Origin of the sequence: Thioclava dalianensis, assembly GCF_000715505.1 — a bacterium.
Lineage (GTDB): Bacteria > Pseudomonadota > Alphaproteobacteria > Rhodobacterales > Rhodobacteraceae > Thioclava > Thioclava dalianensis.
Window position 1 is genome coordinate 228,768 of sequence record NZ_JHEH01000003.1, and the last position, 22,647, is coordinate 251,414.

The window sequence follows — 22,647 nt, forward strand, 5'->3', positions numbered from 1 at the left end:
ATCTGCCATGCCTTATGCTTCTATCGTCGTCCCGACCTTCAATTCCAGCGCGACGCTGGGTGAGACGCTTGATGCGCTTCGCACGCAGAACTTTCGCGACCTTGAGATCATCGTCGTCAATGACGGCTCCACCGATGACAGCGTCGAGATCGCGCAACGCCATGCCGCGCGCGATGGCCGGGTCCGTATCGTCGAGCAGCCCAATCGCGGACTGGCAGGGGCGCGCAACAGCGGGATTGCCGCCGCGCGCGGCGCTGTGATCGGGTTTTGCGATGCCGATGACCGCTGGATGCCCGGCAAGCTTGCAGCGCATGTGGCCCATTTGCGCGCGGCCCCTCTGGTCGGGCTGAGCTATTCCGGCTCGGTGCTGATCGATCAGGCGGGCAAGCCGTTCGGTCATGCGCAAAAGCCCCGGCTGCGCGATGTCACGACCGCGCATGTCTTCAAGCGCAACCCGGTCGGTAACGGCTCGGCCCCGGTCTTCCGGCGCGAGGCGCTTGAGGCGATCGCATGGCGTCCCGCTTTCGAGACGCAGCGCGATTGGGTCTTTGACGAGACCTTCCGCCAATCCGAAGATATCGAATGCTGGCTGCGCTTCGGGCTGAGCACGGATTGGCTGATCGAGGGCGTCCCCGGTCTGCTCACCGAATACCGCGTCAACGCCACTGGCCTGTCGGCGCGAACCGAGGCGCAGCTTGCCTCGTGGGAGCGGATGGTCAGCAAGCTGCGCCCACGCGACCCGGCCTTCTTCGCGCGCCACGAAGGGGCCGCGCGGGCCTATCAACTGCGCTACCTTGCGCGTCGCGCGATCAGCAGCGGCGATGCCGACACGGCCTGCACCTATATCGACCGCGCGCTTTCAAGCTCCCGCCTGCCGCTGCGCGAAGAACCGCTGCGGACGGGCACGACATGGCTGGCCTCGCGCCTTCTGCGCCATCTCGGCGATGCCCCGATCCGCGCCGTCCGCAACATGCGTGCCGCGCGCGGCTGATCCCCTTTTGCCTCAGTTTATATTTTACCAAGGACACCACGCCATGACCGATCCCCGCCCCCTCGTTCTCCACCTCGTCGATGATGCCACCCCCGGCGGTGTCACCCGCGTCCTCGACCAGATCCGCAGCTGCACGCTGATGGCCCGCGATGCCCGCCACGAGGTCCGCCCCGTCTCGCGCAAAGGCGGTCTGCCAAGGGTTCAGGCCGATCTCATCGTCTCGCATCTCGCGATCAGCTGGCGCAGCCTGCCCGCGTTGATCTCGTTCCGCGCCCGCCATAGCGGCACGCCTTTGGTCCATGTCGAGCACAGCTATACCGAAGGCTTCACCGCGCTCAACGTGCCCTTCAAGGCGCGCTTCTTCACGCTGCTGCGCACGGCCTATGCGCTGTTTGATCGCGTGGTCGCGGTGAGCGCACCGCAGGCGAACTGGCTGGCACGCCGGGGGCTTGTGCGCTCGGATGTCTTGCAGGTGATCACGCCGGTGGTCGATCTGAGTGCTTTCCGGGCGCTGAACACACCGCAAGGCCCGGCGCTGCGGATCGGGGCCATCGGGCGTCTGCACCGCCAGAAGGGCTTCGATACGCTGATCGACGCGGTGCGCAGCCTGCCCCAGCGAGAGATTTCGCTGCATATCCACGGCACGGGTGAAGAAGAGGCCGCCCTCAAAGCGCGCGCAGCGGGCGATCCGCGCATCGTCTTTCATGGCCATTCGGAGGATCCGGCGGCAGTGATGTCGCACCTCGATATCGTCGCGATGCCGTCGCGTTGGGAAGCGTTTGGCCTTGTGGCCCTTGAGGCGCGCGCCGCAGGCAGGCCCATCGTGGCCTCGGGCGTGGACGGGCTGAGCCAAAGTGCGGGGCCGCAGGCGCTCATCGTCTCGACCCCCTCCGCCGAGGCTTGGGCTGCGGCGCTGTCAGCCCGCCTCAAGCGCGGCTCCACGCCCGGCGCAATGGATCGCTGTGCGACAGCCGAGCGCGAATTTGCCGCCGCTTGGGGGCAACTGCTTGCGGATCTGGCCGCGCCGCAAGAACTGCATATTGCAGCTTGATCCCCTTGGGGGCGTGCGGCGCTCTCGCGCCCGCCGAGGGCGTCCGCGCGCCCCCGGCGAAACGGAGCGACGACGGCCCGGACAAGACCCGTTTGAAGCGCTGGAGCGCGCATGCGTCTTCGCCCGGATCATGGTCAGCCTGGAAACCCGAAACGCCGATCATAAGACGATTACATTCGCCGATAGCCAGAAGCCCCGCCGTCATCGCACCGCCCCAATCTTCCACGGAACCAACTCGTTATCGCCATAGCCGAACTCTTGGGAAGTCATGCGCTGCCCTGAGGCGACATCCAGCAGCAGATCATAGATCTGGCGGCCCATCTCACTCAGCGACGTGCCCTGCTCGACCACGCCGCCGCAATCGATATCTTCGGGCACCGCGCGAGAGCGGGTCCAGCGCGGTCAGCCCGTTACGGGTTCCGCCCGCCTCCATATCCGTCAACACAACCGCGACTGTATCGGCGGGGATCAAGTACCATCAGGTTGCGGGTGGACATTGGCCCACTCTCCTTTTGCGACATTCGCGTCGAGTTCCGGGGCGCTGTGATCGGGCGCGCAGGCGCGCCCCCTCGCGACGGATTGCCCGTCTCGGTCAGCCGGGCCTTGGCTTCGCGAACCTCCACCAGACCCGGCCCAATGATCGGACCCAACCCCCTATTTGAACAGCTTCAACAGGCCCTTCGCGGCCTCCTCCTTGAGCTTTTGCTTGGCGGCATCCTCGGTGCTCTGGCCATCCTGCGGCGAGATCCCGAGCTTCTTGGCAATCTCGGCATCGGCCTTCTGCTTGAGCGTCTTCTTGGCCGCATCGACCTTGTCGCCCGAGATCGCCTTCACATCGACGCCGTATTTCAGCTTGGCCCAAGGCCCCTTGATCGTGAGCGGCACCGTCACACCGCCCGTCCCACTGGAATTGCCCAACGCGGTTGGCGTGACCGTGTAATCGAGCGATTGCGCGCCGATATCGACCCGACCCTTGCCCGCCGCGCTCAAAAGCGGGGCGTTGAAGGTGAGATCATCATTCGAGAGCACCCCATTGGCGATGTTGAAACTGGCGGTGATCTTGTCGAAGATCGTCTTGGCCCCCTTGCCTACGTAATTCAGGTCGAGCGTGCGCAGCATACCCACCAGATCGAGCCCTTCCAGTGCGCCCTTGCCGAAGGCCAAATTGCCCGAACCGGAAAGCGAACGCATCAGCGCGGCCTCGCTATTGCCGGACGCCAAGAGGTTCACCTTTAGATCCGCCTTCGCATCGAGGCGCTTGAAATCAGCCAGATCGCTCAGAAGCGGCTGCATCGAGATCCCCTTCGCCGCGAGATCCGCAGAGGCCGAAAAGCCGCTGCGCGCATTGGCCACCACTTGGCCCGTCACATCGCCGCCATAGGCTGAGACCTGACGCAGATCCACCACCGCGCGGCCATTGTCGAGGCTGACCTGCGCCTTGGTCGGGCCGAGTTTGGTCGCGCCGAGATCGATGGAGTTTGCAGTCAGGGCGATTTTGCCATCCAGCGCGCGCAGCCCCGACGCGTCGATGGGGGCTGTCGACCAGCCGCTGGGCCCCGAGCCGGACGCCCCGCCCGAGCCGCGCGGCTCCGAGCGGCCCAGCGCCGAGAGATCCAGCGCGCCCGCATCGATCTGGGCGTCAATCCGTGGCCTGCCCGTGGCGAAGGACAAATCCCCCGCGATCCGCATCGCATTGTCGTCCAGCGTGAGTTGGCCGCCGCGCATCTGCAAGGTGCCATTCGCGCCCAGCGTCACATCGCCTTTCGCGGCAATCGTGTCGCGCCCCAGCCCTTTGGGCAGATCCGGCGCGGGTTGCCCGAACATCGCGGCCAGCGCGGCGGGTTCTTTGAGATCGGCAGAAAGCGCGCCTTTTGCTGCCAGAGGCGACGTCCCGAAGCTGCCTTTGAAGTCGATGGAGGAGGTATCAAGGGTCAGCGCCAGATCGGTCGGCACCGCATCGCCCGCAAGGAAACTTGCGAAGGCGCCAAGCGTGCCCTTTGCCTTCACCGCCTTGCCATTCAGCTTCCCCGTCAGGCTCACATTTGCGGGCCCGGTAAAGTCGGGCAGCGCGAGGCTCGCGTCAATACCGGTCAGCGCAAGGTGCTGGCCGCTGGCGCGGTCGATCCATGTCACCGAGCCGTCGCGGATCTCTCCTTTGTCGAGACTGAACGCACTCACCCCGCCGCCCGCGCTTGGCTGCGCTTGTTTGGTACTGCTGGTCGAGGCTTTCGGTGTGAACTGCCAGTTGCCAGTTCCGTCCTTACGCCGCTCCAGCAGGATATTCGGCGACAGGATGGTCACTTTCGAGACGCGGATCGCACCGCCGATCAGCGCGCCCGGATCGATCCCGATCTGCAGCCCTTTGGCCGAGAGCATCGGCCCGTCCTTGGACCAATCCGCATTCGCGATCTCGACCGGCCCGGTGCGCACGCCAAGCTGCGGCCAGAAACTCGCATGGACGGACCCCGTGATCGTGAGCTTGCGCCCGGTTGCGGCCTCAAACCGCGCCTCTGCGATCTGGGCGATCTTGGTCGTGGGCAGCATCACGAGCGCGCCTCCAAGACAGAGGGCGATCAGGACGATGAGCGCGAGAGCGCGAAAGAGCCAGCGCATGGGGCCTCCGTGGCGAGTGATGTCGCGCTTACGCTACGCATCGGGCGCATGGAGTTTCAACCCGGAACCGCAGCACGTGGCTCAAAGCTCCGTGGTTCCGGGTCCGCGCGGCACGCCCAACCCTTCGGTCACCTGACGTGGCGGAGAGCGGAACTTATCACGTCGGCCCTTGGTTACCCTGTCGAACTCTAAGGAGGCATCATGTCTACGATTACGACACGCAATCCCGCGACCGGCGAGACCATCGAGACCTACCCGATGATGTCGGTGCAGGACGCGACCGCGAAACTGGAAGCCGCCCATGCCGCGTTTCTGGAATGGCGCACCCTGTCGCATGCCGATCGCGCGCCCTACCTGAGCAAGATCGCCCAAAAGCTGCGCGACTCGGCAGAGGAGTTGGCGGCACTGATGACGCGAGAGACCGGCAAGCTGTTGGCGGATGGCAAGCGCGAGGTCGAGATCTGCGCCGCGATTTTCGATTACACCGCCAAGCATGGGCCGGACGCGCTGGCCGATGAAGAGCGCACGCATGGCCCCAAGGGCTCGCGTGGCGTGGTCAGCTATCAGCCGCTTGGTGTGATCTACTCGATCCAGCCGTGGAACTTTCCGCTCTACCAACCCGTCCGGGTGCTTGCCGCAAATCTGATGACCGGCAATGCCTGCGTGCTCAAACATGCGAGCATCTGCACGGGCACGGGGCTGCGGCTGCGCGAGCTGTGCATCGCGGCAGGCCTGCCCGAAGATCTGTTCCAAGTCATCCTGATCGACCACGACACCAGCGACACGCTGATCGCCCATCCCCTCGTACGCGGCGTGACGCTGACGGGGAGCGATACGGCTGGCCGCCATGTCGGTGCCGTCGCAGCCAAGGCGCTGAAAAAGACCGTGCTGGAGCTGGGCTCGAACGATGCCTATCTCGTGCTTGAAGACGCCGATATCGAAACGGCGGTGAAGTTCTCGCTCATGGGGCGGCTTTATAACAACGGCCAGACCTGCGTGGCGGCGAAACGCTTCGTCGTGCCGGACAAAGTCTATGATGCATTCGTGACGGCCTATGTCGCGCAGATGAAGGCGATTAAGATGGGCGATCCCACCGATGAAGACAGCCAGCTTGGTCCGCTCTCCAGCCAAGACCAGTTGGACGCGGTCAGCGATCAGGTCAAAGACAGCCTCGCCAAAGGTGCCCGCGCGCTTTGCGGAGGCGCGGTCCCGGAGGGCCCCGGCGCCTATTACCCCGCCACCGTCTTGGTCGACGTAACCCCCGGCATGCCCGCCTATGACGACGAGATCTTCGGCCCCGTCGCCGCCATCATCCGCGCCAAGGATGACGAGGATGCGATGCGCATCGCCAATGACAGCCGCTATGGCTTGGGTGGAGGCATTTTCTGCAAGGATGAAGAGCGCGCCCTGAGGCTTGCGCGCGATCATTTCGATACGGGTATGATCCGGATCAACTCCTTCGGGGCCGCCGATCCAAACATGCCCTTCGGCGGGGTTAAGGATTCAGGCTACGGTCGCGAACATGGCGGCTTTGGCCTGAAGGAATTCGTCAATGTGAAAGCGATCTTTTTGCCATGATTACTCTACACGCTCTGGAATATTCCCGCGCCACCCGCGTCCTTTGGCTACTGGCCGATCTGGGACAGACCTGCAACCGTATCGATTATCCGCGCAGCGAGAGCTTTCGCGCGCCCGAGGCCCTGTCCAAGGTGCATCCTTTGGGCAAATCCCCGGTGATCGAGGATGATGGGCTGATGATCGCGGAATCCGCGACGATTCTGCGCTATCTCGCGGCGAGATACGGCGATGATAGCCACACGCCGCCCCGAGATACGCGCGAATTCTGGGACCATGAGGTGCTGTTCGACTATGTCGAGGCCTCCTTCGCCGAGGTCGCCTTGCAGGCCATCCTGCCCGCATTCTCTGGCAAACCGGCGCCCGACGCGGCGAAGGCCGCGCTCGACAAGCATCTCGACTATATCGCGCAGGCCATCGGTGACGGGCCGCTTCTGTTTGGCGACACAGCGATGCTGGCGGATATTCAGCTCTCCTACATCATCGCCTTGCTGGCCCGCTTGGACCTGTTGGCGGATCATCCCAAGATCGCCGCCTACTGGGAAGCCTTGCAAAAGCAGCCCGGCTATATCGCAGCCCTGCGCGCTGCCGGGCCGATGGCGCCGCCCGCCTGAACCTCCCGAAAGGACGCACAATGACCAAGACCATTCTCATCGCCGGTGCGACCGGCAAAACCGGCGTGCTCCTGACCCGGATCCTGCTGGATCAGGGCCACAAGGTCAGCGCCTTGGTGCGCGAAAGCTCTGACACAAGCGCTCTGCCCGAGGGCACCGATCTGCGGCACGGAGATCTGGCCGACCTGCAACCGGGCATCTGTGACGGCGTCGATGTCGTGATCTTCGCCGCAGGCTCGGGAAGCTCGACCGGGCCGGAGATGACCGAGAAGGTCGACCGCGCGGGCGCAATGCGGCTGGTCGATCTGGCGAAAGAGGCAGGCGTCGCCCGCTTCGTCATGCTCAGCTCCATCGGGGCGGATCAATCCGAGCCGACGGGGAAGCTCGCGCATTACCTCAAGGCCAAGCACGCCGCCGATGAACATCTCAAGGCCTCAGGGCTGACCTATGCGATCCTGCGTCCGGTCTCATTGACCAACGACGCGCGCAGTGCCGAGATCGTGCTTGGCGAACAGGTCGACCGGACCGCCAAGGCCAGCCGCGCCGATGTGGCAGCCGTGCTGGCCGAGGCCGCCACAACCGGCAAGCATGATGGCAAAGCGCTGGACATGCAGTCGGCCTGATATGTGAAAATGTGGGGGCGGTCTCTTTTGGCGCGGCCCCTCTGACACGGTTCAGGCGGCAGAGACGCGAGAGCGCCAGAAGGCCGCAAAACACTGTCTCGGTTTATGGCCGCTTGAGGCCACGGTCAGGCACTCTGCGCCTAGCGCTCCACCGCGTCCGCATTGATGCGCACATCTCCAAACGGCGCGCAACCGCCCCGATCCGCCAAGGACTGGCCCCCGTCAGGATCGGTTCTCGGCCTTTACCTCGCCCGTCTCGGTGTCGTTGTAATCGTTGGGATCAAAATCTTCAGGGTCAAAGCTCTCCTCCGCATCGGCGATACTGGTCACATATGACGTGCCTGTTTCTTCATCGAAGATCAGGCCGTAATTCGAACTCCCCTCCGATCTGAAACGCAGATACTCGTGAATGCCCGCATAGAGGGCCACGAACAGGAAAGGCAGTAGGATCAGAGCAGCAAGCAACTGAGCGTTAATAGCAGACCTCCTTAAGGATGTATGGCAAAGACGGGCTTGGGTGTCGCGGTCCGTCTGGCCGATGTTGGTGCAAGGAACCATCATCATGGTGCTAGTCCCACCGATTGGTCAATCGGTGGGATCTTACTCTCCTGACTATATTGGGCCGGAGGCGGTCGAGATCAAGTTTGGCAAGGCGCTGGCCCGCAGTGCGGCATGCCCAGCCCGCTCCCTTTCCGGCCCTGCTTCTTTGTGCAGCGTGAGGACAAGACGACAAACCGCAGGCAAGGGCCGCGCATGCGCCCCGGCCAAACGCGTCGTCTTGCTCCCGCTCAAGTCACATCCGCATGCGTGGCACATCGTTCGGATCCAGCTGCAACTCGATCAGCAGCGGCTTGTCCCGGGTCTCAATCGCGTTAATCGCCTTATCGAGGTCTTCGTTGCAGGAGACCCGCACCCCTTGCCCGCCCAGCGCGGTTGCGACCTGCGCGAAAGAGGGCCAGTCGAACATCGTCAGGCCGGGGTCCATCTTGCGGTCGAGGAACTGGATATGCTCGGCCCCATAGGCAGAGTCATTCGCCACGATCACGATCAGATCCTGCTTCATCCGAACGGCGGTGTTGAACTCGTTGAGACCGCCCATCATGAAACCCCCATCGCCAGTGAAGAGCACGACGGGGCGATCCGACACGGCATAGCCTGCGCCAATCGCGACCTGCAGCCCAAGCCCGATCGATCCGAAATTCGTGGTGGCGAAAAAGCTTTGCGCGTTCGGGCAAGAGATGCGGCACCAGACCTCGGTCATGAAGCGCCCGCCATCAGTGGTGAGAAAGCGATCTTTCGGCAAGGCCTCTTCCAGCCGGTCCAAGGCATATTCGAAATTCACATATCCCGCAGCCGCCTTCTCCGGGTTGCCCTTGGGATGGGCGGTCAGCGCGGGGATGTCGAGCTCGGATGTAAATCCGCTGCCGGGGATCTCGGCCTCATTCAGCCACCACAGGATATTGTCCGCAGTCAGCCCCGCATCGGCCACAAGTGCCGCATCGGGGTGGAAATTCTTGGCCACCTCGGTGACGGTGTCGTTGATCTGGATGACCCGCTTGCCCTTCATCAACGCCCCCTTATCGGTGGTGAAATGATGCAGGGACGTCCCAAAGGCGATAATGCAATCGGCCTTGCCAATCGCCTCATAGGCCGCAGGGGTCGAGAGCGTGCCGAAAATGTCGATGTTATAGGGGTGATCCTTGAACATCCCCTTGGCCTTGAGCGTCGTGGCCAGCGGCGCCTCCAGACGGTCGGCCAGCGCTTTGATCTGCGCAACCGAATCCTTGGCACCGATCCCCGCCAGAATGATCGGGCGTTTCGCGCTGGCGATCATGCCGATGGCTTGGTCCAGATCATCACCTTCGGGCACATAGGCGGGCGCAGTGTAGGCCGGGAAGACATGGCGGATGTGTTCGACCTCCTGCCACATGAAATCGACCGGCATGTTCAACACGATGGGCCGCTTTTCCACCTGCGCGCGGTAGATTGCGTGGGCCACGTCATAGGACGCGGTCTCGGGCGCGCGCAGTTGCTCGAACCCTGCCCCGGTGATCTTGACCGTCTCGCGCTGGTCGATGTTTTGCAGGTTCTGCGGGTTCGACACGGCCGTATCACCCGCCAGCAAAACCATCGGAATATGGGCGCGGGCCGCTTCGGTCAGGGCTGTGACACAGTTGGTCAGGGCCGGGCCATGGGTAATCGTGGCGATGCCGACCTTGCCCGCAACGCGCCCATGGGCCAGCGCCATCAGAACCGCGCTTCCCTCATAGGCCACGGGGACGAAGCTTGCCCCGGTGTCACGCACGAAATGGTCCACCATGAAGAGATTGGCATCCCCCATAAGCCCGAACATCGTGTCGAGGCTGTGATCGGCAAGAGATTGGGCGATGGATTGGTAAACGTACATTTTGCGGCTCTTCGGTTTCTTGTGAACAGGTCACCTGAAACTGTAGCGCAGCAATGGCGCGGAAAATGCGCAGAATTGATAGGATATTAGATAGATATGGAACAGATCGCGCATGAAATATCACATCAGCGCGCAAGTTCCGCATGACGGCGCACCGACGCAGTGATCCCCGACTCAGCGCTTAGAGCACCAGTGATCTTGTCAGCCTATCTCGGGCGAACCCCGCAGATTTTTCTGACTGCGCCAAATATGCGCGTCGACATCTCGCTCAGAGAATATTCACCGCAGAAGCGCGGCGGATCTGGCATGCACTCCATTTGTATGCGGCAGGCCGCCCGGCACTGCTTGCGGCAAACAATAGAGGCTCGCCCCTCTTTACAGAGCTCGATTCACAAGATTGACATCGATGACATTTTCGCTGTATGACATCGATGTCTTTTGGGACTCGCAGCGATTTTCCTGCTTGGGAGGAGGCCGTCTTGTCGACGATTTACGATGTAGCAAAACTGGCTGGCGTTTCACCCAAGACGGTGTCGCGGGTTGTGAACGGGGATGCGCCCGTCGGCAAAAAGACGCGCGATAAGGTGGAAAACGCCATTCGCGAGCTGAAATACGTTCCCTCAAGCGCTGCACGCATGATGCGCTCCAACAGATCGGGGCTGATCGGCGTTGTGACGGGGGCGATTTCGCGCACGGCGGAACTGGCCGACCCGAAAGGGCTGCCCGACCTTTTCATCTTGCAGGGCATCCAACAGATCGTGGCGGAACGCGACCTGACGCTGATGATCGCCGATACGGCGGGGCAAGTTGAGAAGGTGCCCTCTCTTCTGCGGACCTTTCAGCAGCATCGGGTCGAAGGGCTGATCTATGTTGCAGACTACCACAAAAAAGTGGCGTTCGAGCCCACCCCCCCGGACTGCCCGCTCGTTCTCGCCAATTGCTACGACGCCGAGGCGACGCCCGCGATCCTGCCCGATGACGAAGCCTGCCAACGCAGCCTTGTCGAGCGCCTGATCGCGCATGGGCACCGACGGATTGGCTTCCTAACGCTCGATCCGGCAATGGATGCGGTCTCGCTTCGCGTCGCGGGCTATCGCGCGGCGCTCGACGCTGCAGGCATCGCCTATGAGCCGGAATTGGTGGAAATCGGCTATCGAAACAGCGATGCCTTCGCGCATCAGCGGCTGAGCGAGGCGCTTGATCGGTTTCTCGCCCTCCCCCGGCGCCCAAGCGTCATCTGCTGCGGCAATGACGAAATGGCGATGCGGCTCTACGGTCTTTTGCGCACGCGCGGCATCCGCGTGCCCGAGGAAATCTCGGTCGCCGGTTTCGACAATTACCGTGCAATCGCCGAAACGCTCTATCCAACGCTGAGCACCGTCGAGCTGCCCTATGCAGAGATGGGGCGGCGTGCGGCGAAGCTCTTGCTTTCCATGATCACGGAGAAAGCCTCCCCCCCGCACGAGCCCGTGCGTGTGGAGGGCGGCGTGTTCTGGCGCTCCTCCGTGATCGACCTCGAACCAGATCGCCAGACATCCAAGGGAGGATGACATGAAACTATTGAACGTAACGGCCGGGGCGGTCATCGCCGCCACCGGGTTCTGCAGTGCTGCCTTCGCGACCACCGATTTGACGATGTGGTATCATGGCGCTGGCAACAAGGTGGAAGGTAAAATCGTCAACCAGATCATCGACGACTTCAACAAGAGCCAGTCGGATTACAAGGTCTCGCTGCAGAGCTTTCCGCAAAACAGCTACAATGGCTCTGTGACGGCGGCCGCGCTGGCAGGCAAGCTGCCAGACATCCTTGATATGGACGGTCCTGTTATGCCGAACTGGGCTTGGTCGGGCTATCTGCAGCCGCTGCCGATCCCCCAAGATCACTTCAAGGCTTTCCTGCCCGGCACCAAGGGCATCTATGACGGCAAGCTTTATTCGATCGGCCTGTGGGATGCCGCCGTGGCCCTTTATGCGCGCAAATCCACTATGAAAGAGCTGGGCCTGCGCACGCCGACGCTGGACAAGCCCTGGACCAAGGACGAGTTCATGCATGCGCTGAAGGCCGCGAAGGCGAGCGGCAAGTTCGACTACGCAATCGATCTGGGCATGTCGGATAAAAGCGAGTGGTACTCTTATGCGTTCCTTCCCTTCCTCCAAAGCTTCGGCGGCGGGCTGATCAACCGCGAGACCTATGACAGCGCGGAAGGGGTGCTCAACGGCAAGGATGCGATCGCTTGGGGCAACTGGTGGCAATCGCTGTTCACCGACAAGCTGGTACCGGGCACCAGCCAAGACCCGGCCGCGCATGAGACCGGCTTCATCGACGGCAAATACGCCTTCTCGTGGAACGGCAACTGGAATGCGGTCAAGACGATGGCCAAGGTCAAGGATGTCGAATTCCTGCCTGCCCCCGATTTCGGCCATGGCTCCAAGATCGGCGCCGCCTCCTGGCAGTTCGGGATTTCGGCCAGCTCCAAGCATCCAGAGGGCGCAGCGGAATTTATTAAATTCGCGACGCAGGACAAGTATCTCGCCGACTTCTCAGAGGCGTTGGGCTTGATCCCGGCCACCAAATCGGCCGCGCAGATGACCCAGATGTATGCCGACGGTGGCCCACTTGCAGTGTTCTATGGCCTGTCCGCCGCGCAAGCTGAGAAGCGTCCGGTTACCCCCGGCTATGTCGTCGAATCCAAGGTGTTCCAGAAGGCCGCAGCCGATATCGCGGACGGGGCGGATGTGACCGACACGCTTGACGGTGCCACCGACCAGATCGACGCCGATATCAAGCGCAACGACGGCTACAAGACGCACTGAACCGCCACGCATCGGGGGCGCCTTGCGCGCCCCTCATCCCCCACACCCCGAAACCGGGAGACCGCGCCATGCGCTCGTCGCTCACTTCCGCGAACCGGGCGGGATGGGCCTTTGCCCTGCCGGGCATCGGGCTGATCCTTGCCTTCATCATCACACCATTTTTTCTGGGCGTCGGCTTTTCGCTGAGCAACCAGCGGCTGATCTCGCCCAATCCAACGCGTTTTGTCGGCCTCGAGAACTATCGCCAGATGCTCGATATCGCGGTGGTCAAGCTGCAGGCCAAGACCGATGCCGCCGGCAAGGTTATCACGAATGCCGAGGGCGAGACCGAATTTCCCCGCCTGCGTGCAATCACGCGCAACCCCGACACGCCGCAATATCGAGGCATGCAGGAATGGTTCCGCTGGGTCTCGGGCGATACGGCGCATGTGGTGATCGCAAGCGACGTCGTCTTTTGGAAAGCGCTGCTCAACACCTGCATCGTCGTGCTCGTGGTGGCGCCGGTGCAGGCCGCAATCGCCCTGGGCCTTGCGCTGCTGATCAACCAGAAATTGCGCGGGATCACGATCTTCCGCACGATCTACTTCATGCCCGTGGTGGTCTCGATCGTTGTCGTCTCGCTGCTCTGGCGCTTCATCTATTCGGGGCAGAACGGGCTTTTGAACAACATGCTCTCGCTGATCAGCTTCGGGCATTTTCAGCCCGTCGACTGGTTGGGCAATCCACATACGGCACTTGGCGCGATCATCACGATGTCGATCTGGCAGGCGGTAGGCTTTCATATGGTGATCTGGCTGTCGGGCCTGCAAACGATCCCGCCCACGCTCTACGAGGCCGCCGCAATCGAAGGCTCGTCGAAATGGCAGACCTTCCGCTATGTCACGTGGCCGGGGCTGCGCCACACCGCCGTGCTGGTGCTGATCGTGATCACCATGCAGGCATTCGCGATCTTTGCGCAGATCGACGTGATGACCAAAGGCGGGCCGCTCGATTCAACCCAGACCTTGGTCTTCCAAGCGGTGCAACGCGGCTATGGCATGCAGAACATCGCGGGCGGCTCGGCGATCTCGGTGATCCTGTTCGTGATCGTTCTGGTGATCTCGATGATCCAACGCTGGCTGACAAGGGAGCGCTGAAATGAGTGTCATTGGTTCTGACAACCGTAATTTGCGGCTGGGCGTGCGCTATCTCGTGCTGATCCTGATCGCGCTGATCTTCGTGCTGCCGCTGCTGTTCATGGTGATGTCCAGCTTCAAGCCCAGCGATGCGCTGCTGCGCGACTCCTCGAGCTTGCGCGCCTTCCTCCCGGTGGGCCAGCTTAGCCTCGACAATTACACCGGCGCCTTCGAACGCGCCCCCGTGGGGCTGTTCGTCTTCAACTCGATCTTTGTGACCGGGACGACGGTGCTGTTGTCGCTGTTGATCTGCTCGCTGGCCGGGTTCTCCTTCGTGTTCCTGCACTGGCGCGGGCGCGACCTGATGCTCTCGATCATACTCGCGACCTTCATCGTGCCCTTCGAGACGATCGCAATCCCGCTGTTGCTGGAAGTGTCGAAACTGCCTTGGCTGGGACTGGACGGGCTGAGCTGGGGGTGGCTTGACAGCTACCGCGTCCAGATCATTCCTTGGATCGCGGACGGGCTGACGATTTTCCTTTTCGTTCAGTATTTCAAAGGCCTGCCCGGCGAGCTGATCGAGGCGGCCCGTGTCGAGGGTGCGAGTTGGTTCCAGATCTATCGCCGCGTGGTGATCCCGCTTTCGGGTCCGGTGATCGCGACCGCCGCGATCCTGAAATTCCTCGTCATGTACAACCAATATCTCTGGCCGCTGATCGTGGTGCAGCAAGAGCAGTACCGTCCGGTGATGGTCGGCCTGCAGTATTTCTTCCAACTCAACCCCGCCTGGGGGGAGATCATGGCTTACCTGACGCTGATCACGGTGCCGGTTCTCGCCTTCTATCTCGTGCTTCAAAAGGCGTTCATCGCCTCTATCGCCTCGACCGGCGTGAAAGGATAATCCGACATGGTTCTCGCACTCGACAAGCAATGGGTCTGGGACAGCTGGTATGCCCATGACGGGCAACGCTGGCATGCCTGGTTTCTCAAGGCCGATAAGGCGCTCGGCGATCCCGAGTTGCGCCACTTCAACGTCAGCCAAGGCCACGCGGTCTCAGACGACCTGATCAACTGGCACCATCTGGGCACCTCGCTGTCGCCCGCCCCTGCCCCGGCCTGGGACGACATGGTCACCTGGACCGGGTCGGTGGTGCGCGACGATGACGGGCTGTGGCACCTGTTCTACACGGGCGGCCAGAGATCCGAAGGCGCGCTCTATCAGCGCATCGGTCACGCGACCTCGCAGGATCTGAACAACTGGGAGCGCGTGGACTGCGGGCTCTGCCTCGACCTGACGGGCCCCAACGCCGCGCAATATGAGGCCGAACACATGGTCGGTCACTGGCACGACCGGGCGATGCGCGACCCTTGGGTGATGCGTGATCCGGCGGGCGATGGCTGGCTGATGTATTTCACCGCCCGCGCGCCCGGCATCGCGGAGGCGAATGCCGCAGGTGCCATCGGCTTTGCCACCTCTGCCGATCTGATCCACTGGGAATTGCAGCCGCCTGTCTTCATCGGCGGGTTCGGCCAGCTCGAAGTGCCGCAGGTCTTCGAGGTGGAGGGGCGCTGGTACTGCCTGTTTTGCACCGCCGCCCAGCATTGGAGCCGCGCGCGCATCACTCAGACCGGCATGACCCCGGTGACCGGCAACCATTACCTGATCGCGGACGACCCGCGCGGGCCATGGCGGATCGCGCCCGGCTTCCTCGATGGCGCAAACCCGTGCCGCCGCTATGCCGCACGCATCCTGAAGACCGACGAGGGCTTGGTTATCATGGGGTTCGACGACAATGGCCGCGACCAGTTCATCGGCCAGATCCGCGACCCGGAGCCCGTTCTCGTGGACGCAGAGGGCTATCTGCAAATCGATCCCGACGCCCAGCAGGGAGGGAAATGACATGGCGGGCATCAAGCTGCAAAACTTGCGCAAGAACTATGGCGCCCATGAGGTGATCCGCGGCGTCGATATCGACATTGCGGATGGCGAGTTCTGCGTCTTCGTCGGCCCCTCGGGTTGCGGGAAATCCACGCTCTTGCGGATGATCGCGGGGCTCGAGGACATCTCGGGCGGCACGCTCGAGATCGGCGGCAAGCGCGTCAATGACGTGCAGCCCCGCGAACGTGGCGTGGCGATGGTGTTCCAGAGCTACGCGATCTTTCCGCATATGAGCGTGCGCGAGAACATGGCCTTCGGGCTGACCATCTCGGGCGCATCGAAATCCGAGAAGGCCGAGAAGGTGCAGCGCGCCGCCGAGATCTTGCAGATGGAGCATCTGCTCGACCGCCGCCCCAGCCAGCTTTCAGGCGGTCAGCGCCAGCGCGTCGCAATCGGGCGTGCGATCACGCGCAACCCCACGGTGTTCCTGTTCGACGAGCCGCTCTCCAATCTCGACGCCGCACTTCGGATGGACATGCGCATGGAGATCGGCAAGCTGCACAAACAGCTCGGTGCGACGATGATCTACGTGACCCATGATCAGGTCGAGGCGATGACGCTGGCCGACAAGATCGTGGTGCTGCGCGACGGGCTCGTGATGCAAGCGGGCTCGCCGATGGAACTCTATCACAACCCGGCCAACCGGTTCGTCGCAGGTTTCCTCGGGGCGCCGTCGATGAACTTCCTCGAGGTCGAAATCGTCGAGGCCGATGGCGAGACTGCCAAGGTGGCGCATAGCTCCATGGAGCCGATCATCGTGCCTGTGCGCGGGCGCAGCTTCGCGCCCGGCGACACCGGCCTGCTGGGCCTGCGCCCGCAATATGTCACCGCTTGCGCCCCCGATCAGGGCATCTTGCACGGACAGGTGTCTCTCGTCGAACGGCTGGGCAGTGAAACGGTCGTCGATTTGACCATGCAAAACGGCAAGAGCCTGATCGCCGCGTTCAGCGAAGACAAGCAATTCGAGCGGGGCGAACGGATCGATCTGGCGTTTGAGCCTGCCCGAACGCATCTGTTCCACCCCGACGAATGAGGGCCGAGGCTCGGTGACGTTGACGATCTCGCGCGGCATTCCCGCGTCGGTCGCCAACGTCACCGGATCCTGTCCACCTTAAAACTGCGTGATGACCGTGGCACCGACGGATTGGAACCTGTCCATCTCCATCAGAGCCTGAGGCGCGTCTGCGAGGGTGATCCGATCCCCGACCAGACGCGCCGGGTCGAGCGTTCCGCAGGCCACCATATCGAGCATCGCGCCATAGCGATGGGCCTGCATGCCGTGCGAGCCAAGCAGCGCGATTTCCTGCCCGACAATTTTGGGCATCGGCACGGTGGGGGCAGCGTGCTCGCCAAGCATCAGGCCCACCTGAATATGCTTGCCCCGCCGTTTCAGGCAGAGGATCGAATTGGTCATCGTCACCGAATGACCGAGGGCGTCGAGCGAGACATGCGCCCCGCCGCGGGTGATCTCGTGGATCGCCGCGGGCACATCACCGTCGCGGCCATTGATCACCGCCACCGCGCCAAGCTCACGGGCCAAATCCAGCTTCGCCGGATCGAGATCGACGCCGATGACATTTGCACCGGCGGCGGCGGCGATCATGACCGCCGACAGTCCGACGCCACCACAGCCATGCACCGCCACCCACTGCCCCGCGCTGACGCGGCCCAGATCGATCACAGCGCGGAAGGAGGTTGCAAACCGGCAGCCAAGGCTGGCTGCAGTGGCGAACTCCATGGTTTCGGGTAAAGCCACGAGGTTCAGATCGGCCTGATGGATGGCCACATATTCGGCGAAAGAGCCCCAATGGGTAAAGCCCGGCTGTTCCTGATGGAGGCAGACCTGCTGATGCCCGGCATGGCATTCCGAGCAGCTGCCGCAGCCGCAGATGAACGGCACAGTGACCTTGTCGCCCACCCGCCAATTGCTGACGTCCTTGCCTATGGCCACGACCCGCCCGGCCAGCTCGTGTCCCGGGACATGGGGAAGCTCGATATCGCTGTCATGCCCCATCCAGCCGTGCCAGTCGCTCCGGCACACACCGGTTGCCTCGACCTTGAGCACGACGCCATGCGGCTCGGGCGTCGGATCGGGCACAGTGACGCGTTTGGGGGCTTGTTGGAACGCCTCGAACAGCACGGCTTTCATCGGTGTCTCTCCTCGCGGGTATAGAAATGATTTCCGGTATCATAGCCATATCCGGGGAAAGACCTTTGCCAATCTTTCCCGGCATTGCGAATATGAAGGTAGAACCAACTCAAATTTCTTCATCCAGAAGGAGACTCTGCCCCGTGACAAAGATCGACTCAGTCAATGCCGAGATCCTGAAATTGCTTCAGGACGATGGCCGCATGAGCAATGCCAAGCTGGCCGAGCACCTGTCTATGAGCGAGACGCCTTGCTGGCGGCGCCTGAAGCGGCTGGAGGAGAGCGGCATCATCGAGGGCTACCAAGCCCGGCTCAATCGCCGAAAGATCGGGCTTGGGGTCATGGCCTTTGTGCAGCTGCGCTGCTCGGAACATGACGCAGCGGCCACGGCGGAATTCCAGCGCATCATCGAGACCTCGCCCAACATCCTGGCCTGCCACAATACGACCGGGGCCGATGACTTCCTGCTCATCGCCGTCGCGCGCGATCTCGACGACTACAGCACCTTCGTGGAGACCACCCTGCGCAGATTGCCCGGAGTGACCAGCATCCGGTCGAACCTGTCATTGCGCGAAATGAAATCTTCGAGCCATTTGCCGATCACACACGGCGAGAGATGACGGCTACGTGCCTCGACACGCAGGGCAAATGGCGGGCGGTGGCATAGGCCGCGGTATTTCGGTGTCCGCTTTGAAAGCCCCGCGCACCGAACGCGGCAGAGGCATGATGGAAGCTGCGCAAACCTGAGGCGACTTCCCGACCGGAGCCGTGCGCGGTGCGTCAGGCGATACGCAGTTTTTCGCGCGAAATGTTGCTTGCTGCCGGGTCGCGACTGGTTGCGCGCCCCTGTGCGGCGGCCCCCCTGCTCGACGCGTCAACCCGCTGCAGGCGCAATATGACCGAAGCGCTCGGGGAGGGATTTTCTTGCAAGAAACGGCCGCACGGTCTCTCCGTAGCGGCTTGCAATAGCGCATCGGTCCTCCGGCCGCGCGTCTTGCAGGTCAAACAGGGCGCGCAGCTCGGCCAAGGCGGCAGGGTCGAGCATTCTTTCTGCCATTGCCGCGGGATAGAAGCTCTCTGAGGGGGCATTCTCGGCAAAAACAATCTGATGCGCGTCAAACAACAGGTGAATATAGGTGACGCATCTGCGGCCATGGGCGATCCGCACGCGCGATTTCGGCGCCTCCACCAGATGTTTTGCGCGCACCAGAGTATCGCGGCCCAGGAGCATGCCATGCTGCGGTGAGACCAGCAGATCGCGCTCGCAGCCCAGCACGCCCTTCGGGATCAGGATCGGTCGCAGCTTGGGATGTCTCAACAGGGCGGAATGATCCAGATGCTTGCGCCCGATCCAGCGAATGCGCTGCGGGCCGTTGTCCATAGTGGTGACCAGATCGCCCACGCAAAGCGCCTCGATCAGCCTGTCGCCTTGCGGGGTGCGGATCGCGGTGCCGGAGGTGAAACACACGACGCCTGTGTTTTCACTGGTAAAGCTGGTGTTATCTGCGCTCGCGCCCGTGAATGTAACGCTGCCCTCCATCGCAGTGTTATCAGAATAATCGATGGCATTGCCATGGATGTCAGCCGTGTTCGACTGGTTCAGGATGCCGTCATCGGCCTGATCGCCATAGAGCTCCCAGATATCGTCGTAGAAATTCGAGAGATCGATGAAGTCGTTATTCGTGCTGTCCGCATCGCGGAGCGAGCCGGTGTTTCCGACGTTGAAATCGGTGATCGTGTCATTGCCGTCACCGGCGTTGAAGACAAAGAGGTCGTTGCCGTCGTCGCCCGTGAGGCTGTCGTCGCCGTCGCCCCCCGCGAGCGTGTCGCCATCTGCGCCACCATAAAACGTATCATTGCCGGACCCGCCGATCATCAGATCATCGCCCGCGCGTCCCTTGGCGTAGATCCCGGCACTGTCTGATGCCCCAAGCAAGCTGTCATCCTGCTCGGACAGGAAAAGATTTTCGATCTCATGGAAGGTGAGCGTGCCCATGCCATCGGTGATCGTACCCGCCTCATCTCCGGAATAGGTCGCGGTGACCGGGCCGGTGATGAAGGTTTTCAGCGAGTCGTCGTCGAGACCACCTTCGCCACCGACGATGGTATCATCGTCGAGGCTGTAGACTTCGATCAAATCGGCGTCGTCGCCCGCATCGACGCTGTCATCGCCACTCCAGAGCCCGATTGTATCGTTGCCCGTGCCGCCGATCAGAGTGTCATTGCCTCCGTCGGCCGTGAGGCGATCGTCGCCAGCGCCGCCGTCGAGACGATCCGATCCGTTCCAGCCGCGGAGCGAGTCATTGCCTGCGCCGCCGATCAGCGTGTCGTTGCCCGATCCTGCGATCAGCGCGTCGTCGCCTGCCCCGCCATCGACATGGACCGAAACGCTTTGGCTGGAATTGTTCAAGATGTCGGCAAAGCCCGTCAGGGTGAAGGCTTCGATCTCAGTGAAGCTGAGCGTGTCGAAACCGTCGGTGAGCGATCCGGCCTCTGCGCCCGTGAAAACCACGTCGACGCCGCCCCCCAGCGCCGATGCGTCGATGCGGTCCACGCCGGTCGCATCCTCCCCGCCCTGAATCGTGTCGGCGCCGAAATCGTCCTCGATGAGGAACAGGTCGGATCCTTCATTGCCGAACATCCAGTCCGCCCCGGTCCCGCCGAGGATCGTATCGCGGCCATCGCCGCCTGCCAGCGTGTCGCTGCCCGCGCCACCGTCGATCAGATCGTCTCCGGCCTCGTTCGCGAAGAAGCCGCCGATGACATCGTTGCCATCTGCGCCCATAAGGCTGTCATTTCCGGCCCCGCCGACCAGACTGTCCTCGCCACTGCCGCCATGAAGCGACTCGTCGCCCGATCCCCCAAGCAAGGTGTCCGCGCCGGCACCTCCATCCAGTTCTTGGTAGACACGCGACGCAGAGGCATCGATGACATCGTCCGAGGATGTCCCGATCACCTGCTCGATATTGAGAAAATCCCCCCAGGCATTGGCACCGACCCCGGCATAGGAATAGCTGCCCGCCTCATCACCCGAAAAGGTAACCGTAACACCACTGGTGGAGATCCAATTCGAATAGACGAGAAGATCGTGATCAGCACCGCCCTCGCCGCCATCGATCCAATCGTATTGATGGTCGTCTGTGATCAGAATGAAATCGACCCCGTCACCGCCGAGGATGGTGTCCGACCCGGCATCGCCCGACAATGTGTCATTCCCAACACCGCCAGAGATGAGGTCGTCACCGCTCTGGCCCGTGACGCTGTCATTGCCGTCTTGCCCGTAATAGGCCTTGTCCCCGGTATCGCCCAACCAATCGCCGATTACGTCATCGCCAGCCCCACCATAGACGGTATCTGTGCCCTGCCCCGAAATGATCGTGTCATTGCCATCGCCGCCCTGGATCAGGTCATCGTTGCCATCGGTCCCGTCAATCTGATCGCCTTCGCTGTCGGTAAAGCCCACGCCCATTGAATCGTCGCCACCGCTGCCTTCGACGCTGCCAGGGGTCGCGAAATGGCCATCACATCTCTCGGCGATCAGGGCGCCGTCATTGGCTGAGAGACCGTCAAGTGTCAGAGAACGGATCGGTCTGGCCTCAAGTGCCGCCTGATCGGCGTTATAGGTGGGCTCCGGCGCCAGATACAGGTTCCCACTGGTGTCCTGAAAGACGACCGCTGTGATGGGTGCCGTGCTGCCATCAAGATATGTGATCGTCGCATTATAGACCGCGAGGCCATCAAGCGACTGATCGACGCCACCGTCGATACGGAACATATCGTTCGATGCGCTGTTATTCGTATCTTATAAGGTGGGGTCGTTGCTGCCAAAGCCAGTGCTGCCGGGCGAAAATCTGGCGATATGCTCAAAGAGCGGATCGCCGACGCTGCCATAGGTATTTCCCACCAAAGCGCTGGCGTTATCCGTCGTATTATCGCCCTCTGTGGGGTCTATATCGACCCCAATGCCCAGATAGATTACGTCAAATATGGTTGCCACGCCAAAGGTCCTAATTGATGAGCGCCTCTATGGCATCGGGTTTGCGACACGCGTCTTACGCGATTAGGATTATTGCGGGAAAAGGTTTCGAAATTGACCTTCTGCGCTAACTATTTGGCGCGGATTTAAGACAGTTTGTACCGGTTTGGCGGGAGTTGTCCGGGGCGCTCACAGAGCGCCTGCTGTCAATAAATGGCCGTCCGAGGCAGCTCCAACCGTCGAGACCGAGACAAGGGCGTTCTTCTCGGCGTATTGGAGCGCTTTTGAGCGCGCGGATGCCTCCGCAATCGGCGCGCTTTGGCATGAGCTTGGCCTCTTCCCCTGACGGATCGGCAATTTTTCGATGGATCGTGCGGCATCTCGAAGCCGCTGCATGTCTAGATCTTGCGCAAGACGGGCGGCCAATGGCACATCTCGCGGACAATTGCGGATGACGAAATGTCGGCATGGGGCAACGCGGGCGCGGAGAGCGAGAAGCCGACCTTGATCTTGCGAAATCGCGGAGCGGCAAGGGCACGCATCGGTGATCTTTGCGTCAAAATTGCATGACGCCGCCCGCTGATCTGCGGCAGAGAGCTCTCGCTCCCCCCACACAGAGGGCAAAGCCTCCTCAGCGCACGCAGGTTTCCGCCTGCCGCACGCTTTCGGGTCGATTGAATCTTCAGACAAGAGCGCGGCGCAGTGCTATGTTGCGCTGCCGGTCGTGCGCCCCCGTTCGGGGGGCGTGGGGCCGGAGTCTCCTTTTTTGAAAGACGCAAA

The 22,647-nt window shown here is 62.2% G+C and carries 19 protein-coding genes; 12 read left to right on the top strand and 7 right to left on the bottom strand.

Annotated elements, in window-relative coordinates; genetic code table 11:
• Positions 1-7 precede the first annotated feature (7 nt).
• Both DL1_RS04095 and DL1_RS04100 read left to right on the top strand, forming a co-directional pair.
• Complete coding sequence (locus DL1_RS04095; protein ID WP_038062795.1) at positions 8-991, top strand: glycosyltransferase family 2 protein; 984 nt, start codon at positions 8-10, stop codon at positions 989-991.
• A gap of 43 nt (positions 992-1,034) precedes the next feature.
• Positions 1,035-2,042 (top strand): glycosyltransferase, encoded by a 1,008-nt coding sequence (locus DL1_RS04100; protein WP_038062801.1) that lies wholly within the window; start codon positions 1,035-1,037, stop codon positions 2,040-2,042.
• Between the two features lie 201 nt (positions 2,043-2,243).
• Here DL1_RS04100 and DL1_RS21150 read toward each other — a convergent pair whose 3' ends face one another.
• Entirely contained in the window at positions 2,244-2,420 is a 177-nt protein-coding gene (locus DL1_RS21150) for a UxaA family hydrolase (RefSeq protein WP_081856246.1), read from the bottom strand.
• A 276-nt stretch (positions 2,421-2,696) separates the two neighbouring features.
• On the bottom strand, positions 2,697-4,655 hold the full coding sequence (locus DL1_RS04105; protein WP_038062804.1) for an AsmA family protein: 1,959 nt from the start codon (positions 4,653-4,655) through the stop codon (positions 2,697-2,699).
• A 201-nt stretch (positions 4,656-4,856) separates the two neighbouring features.
• Between DL1_RS04105 and DL1_RS04110 the strand changes: the two genes are divergently transcribed.
• From DL1_RS04110 to DL1_RS04120, 3 genes are read left to right on the top strand one after another with little or no spacing between them, the layout of a single operon-like run.
• Positions 4,857-6,233, top strand: coding sequence for an NAD-dependent succinate-semialdehyde dehydrogenase (locus DL1_RS04110; RefSeq protein ID WP_038062806.1), 1,377 nt, complete (start codon positions 4,857-4,859; stop codon positions 6,231-6,233).
• Positions 6,230-6,844 (top strand): glutathione S-transferase family protein, encoded by a 615-nt coding sequence (locus DL1_RS04115; protein WP_038062808.1) that lies wholly within the window; start codon positions 6,230-6,232, stop codon positions 6,842-6,844. The genes DL1_RS04110 and DL1_RS04115 overlap by 4 nt, the downstream gene beginning before the upstream one ends.
• A 20-nt stretch (positions 6,845-6,864) precedes the next feature.
• Positions 6,865-7,467 carry an SDR family oxidoreductase gene (locus DL1_RS04120; protein WP_038062811.1) on the top strand — a complete coding sequence of 201 codons (603 nt, stop codon included), beginning with the start codon at positions 6,865-6,867 and terminating at the stop codon, positions 7,465-7,467.
• Between the two features lie 222 nt (positions 7,468-7,689).
• Here the strand turns inward: DL1_RS04120 and DL1_RS04125 are convergent, their stop codons facing one another.
• A complete protein-coding gene (locus DL1_RS04125; protein ID WP_342726694.1) occupies positions 7,690-8,031 on the bottom strand; it encodes a hypothetical protein in 342 nt (113 codons plus the stop codon).
• Positions 8,032-8,260: 229 nt separating this feature from the next.
• The gene (locus tag DL1_RS04130) at positions 8,261-9,874 is read right to left on the bottom strand and encodes a thiamine pyrophosphate-binding protein (protein ID WP_038062813.1); all 1,614 of its coding nucleotides are present in this window, start codon (positions 9,872-9,874) and stop codon (positions 8,261-8,263) included.
• Positions 9,875-10,353: 479 nt separating this feature from the next.
• Here DL1_RS04130 and DL1_RS04135 point away from each other — a divergent pair, with 479 nt between their 5' ends.
• The 6 genes from DL1_RS04135 (at position 10,354) to DL1_RS04160 (ending at position 16,775) form a co-directional block, all read left to right on the top strand.
• Positions 10,354-11,424: a LacI family DNA-binding transcriptional regulator gene (locus DL1_RS04135; RefSeq protein ID WP_038062815.1), complete on the top strand. Its 1,071-nt coding sequence runs from the start codon at positions 10,354-10,356 to the stop codon at positions 11,422-11,424.
• A gap of 1 nt (position 11,425) precedes the next feature.
• On the top strand, positions 11,426-12,688 hold the full coding sequence (locus DL1_RS04140) for an ABC transporter substrate-binding protein (protein ID WP_038062818.1): 1,263 nt from the start codon (positions 11,426-11,428) through the stop codon (positions 12,686-12,688).
• 68 nt (positions 12,689-12,756) lie between these two features.
• Positions 12,757-13,824, top strand: coding sequence for a carbohydrate ABC transporter permease (locus DL1_RS04145; RefSeq protein WP_038062821.1), 1,068 nt, complete (start codon positions 12,757-12,759; stop codon positions 13,822-13,824).
• Position 13,825: 1 nt separating this feature from the next.
• A complete protein-coding gene (locus DL1_RS04150) occupies positions 13,826-14,704 on the top strand; it encodes a carbohydrate ABC transporter permease (protein ID WP_038062824.1) in 879 nt (292 codons plus the stop codon).
• A 6-nt stretch (positions 14,705-14,710) separates the two neighbouring features.
• Positions 14,711-15,703, top strand: a complete 993-nt coding sequence (locus DL1_RS04155) for a glycoside hydrolase family protein (RefSeq protein ID WP_038062827.1) — start codon at positions 14,711-14,713, stop codon at positions 15,701-15,703.
• A 1-nt stretch (position 15,704) separates the two neighbouring features.
• Positions 15,705-16,775 carry an ABC transporter ATP-binding protein gene (locus DL1_RS04160; RefSeq protein WP_038062830.1) on the top strand — a complete coding sequence of 357 codons (1,071 nt, stop codon included), beginning with the start codon at positions 15,705-15,707 and terminating at the stop codon, positions 16,773-16,775.
• 78 nt (positions 16,776-16,853) lie between these two features.
• On the opposite strand, the gene DL1_RS04165 is transcribed toward DL1_RS04160, so the two are convergent.
• Positions 16,854-17,891: a zinc-dependent alcohol dehydrogenase family protein gene (locus DL1_RS04165; RefSeq protein ID WP_038062833.1), complete on the bottom strand. Its 1,038-nt coding sequence runs from the start codon at positions 17,889-17,891 to the stop codon at positions 16,854-16,856.
• A 143-nt stretch (positions 17,892-18,034) separates the two neighbouring features.
• On the opposite strand from DL1_RS04165, the gene DL1_RS04170 reads away from it, so the two are divergent.
• A complete protein-coding gene (locus DL1_RS04170; protein WP_038062835.1) occupies positions 18,035-18,511 on the top strand; it encodes an Lrp/AsnC family transcriptional regulator in 477 nt (158 codons plus the stop codon).
• A 254-nt stretch (positions 18,512-18,765) separates the two neighbouring features.
• Here DL1_RS04170 and DL1_RS04175 read toward each other — a convergent pair whose 3' ends face one another.
• Complete coding sequence (locus DL1_RS04175; protein WP_051693303.1) at positions 18,766-21,666, bottom strand: Hint domain-containing protein; 2,901 nt, start codon at positions 21,664-21,666, stop codon at positions 18,766-18,768.
• 27 nt (positions 21,667-21,693) lie between these two features.
• Entirely contained in the window at positions 21,694-21,888 is a 195-nt protein-coding gene (locus tag DL1_RS20735; RefSeq protein WP_051693304.1) for a hypothetical protein, read from the bottom strand.
• Positions 21,889-22,647: the final 759 nt, after the last annotated feature.

Bases quoted from the DNA above. Each gene is read 5' to 3' on its own strand.
- DL1_RS04095 (WP_038062795.1), top strand. From the start codon at position 8: ATGCCTTATGCTTCTATCGTCGTCCCGACCTTCAATTCCAGCGCGACG.
- DL1_RS04100 (WP_038062801.1), top strand. From the start codon at position 1,035: ATGACCGATCCCCGCCCCCTCGTTCTCCACCTCGTCGATGATGCCACC.
- DL1_RS04105 (WP_038062804.1), bottom strand. From the start codon at position 4,655: ATGCGCTGGCTCTTTCGCGCTCTCGCGCTCATCGTCCTGATCGCCCTC.
- DL1_RS04110 (WP_038062806.1), top strand. From the start codon at position 4,857: ATGTCTACGATTACGACACGCAATCCCGCGACCGGCGAGACCATCGAG.
- DL1_RS04115 (WP_038062808.1), top strand. From the start codon at position 6,230: ATGATTACTCTACACGCTCTGGAATATTCCCGCGCCACCCGCGTCCTT.
- DL1_RS04120 (WP_038062811.1), top strand. From the start codon at position 6,865: ATGACCAAGACCATTCTCATCGCCGGTGCGACCGGCAAAACCGGCGTG.
- DL1_RS04125 (WP_342726694.1), bottom strand. From the start codon at position 8,031: ATGATGATGGTTCCTTGCACCAACATCGGCCAGACGGACCGCGACACC.
- DL1_RS04130 (WP_038062813.1), bottom strand. From the start codon at position 9,874: ATGTACGTTTACCAATCCATCGCCCAATCTCTTGCCGATCACAGCCTC.
- DL1_RS04140 (WP_038062818.1), top strand. From the start codon at position 11,426: ATGAAACTATTGAACGTAACGGCCGGGGCGGTCATCGCCGCCACCGGG.
- DL1_RS04145 (WP_038062821.1), top strand. From the start codon at position 12,757: ATGCGCTCGTCGCTCACTTCCGCGAACCGGGCGGGATGGGCCTTTGCC.
- DL1_RS04150 (WP_038062824.1), top strand. From the start codon at position 13,826: ATGAGTGTCATTGGTTCTGACAACCGTAATTTGCGGCTGGGCGTGCGC.
- DL1_RS04155 (WP_038062827.1), top strand. From the start codon at position 14,711: ATGGTTCTCGCACTCGACAAGCAATGGGTCTGGGACAGCTGGTATGCC.
- DL1_RS04160 (WP_038062830.1), top strand. From the start codon at position 15,705: ATGGCGGGCATCAAGCTGCAAAACTTGCGCAAGAACTATGGCGCCCAT.
- DL1_RS04165 (WP_038062833.1), bottom strand. From the start codon at position 17,891: ATGAAAGCCGTGCTGTTCGAGGCGTTCCAACAAGCCCCCAAACGCGTC.
- DL1_RS04175 (WP_051693303.1), bottom strand. From the start codon at position 21,666: ATGTTCCGTATCGACGGTGGCGTCGATCAGTCGCTTGATGGCCTCGCG.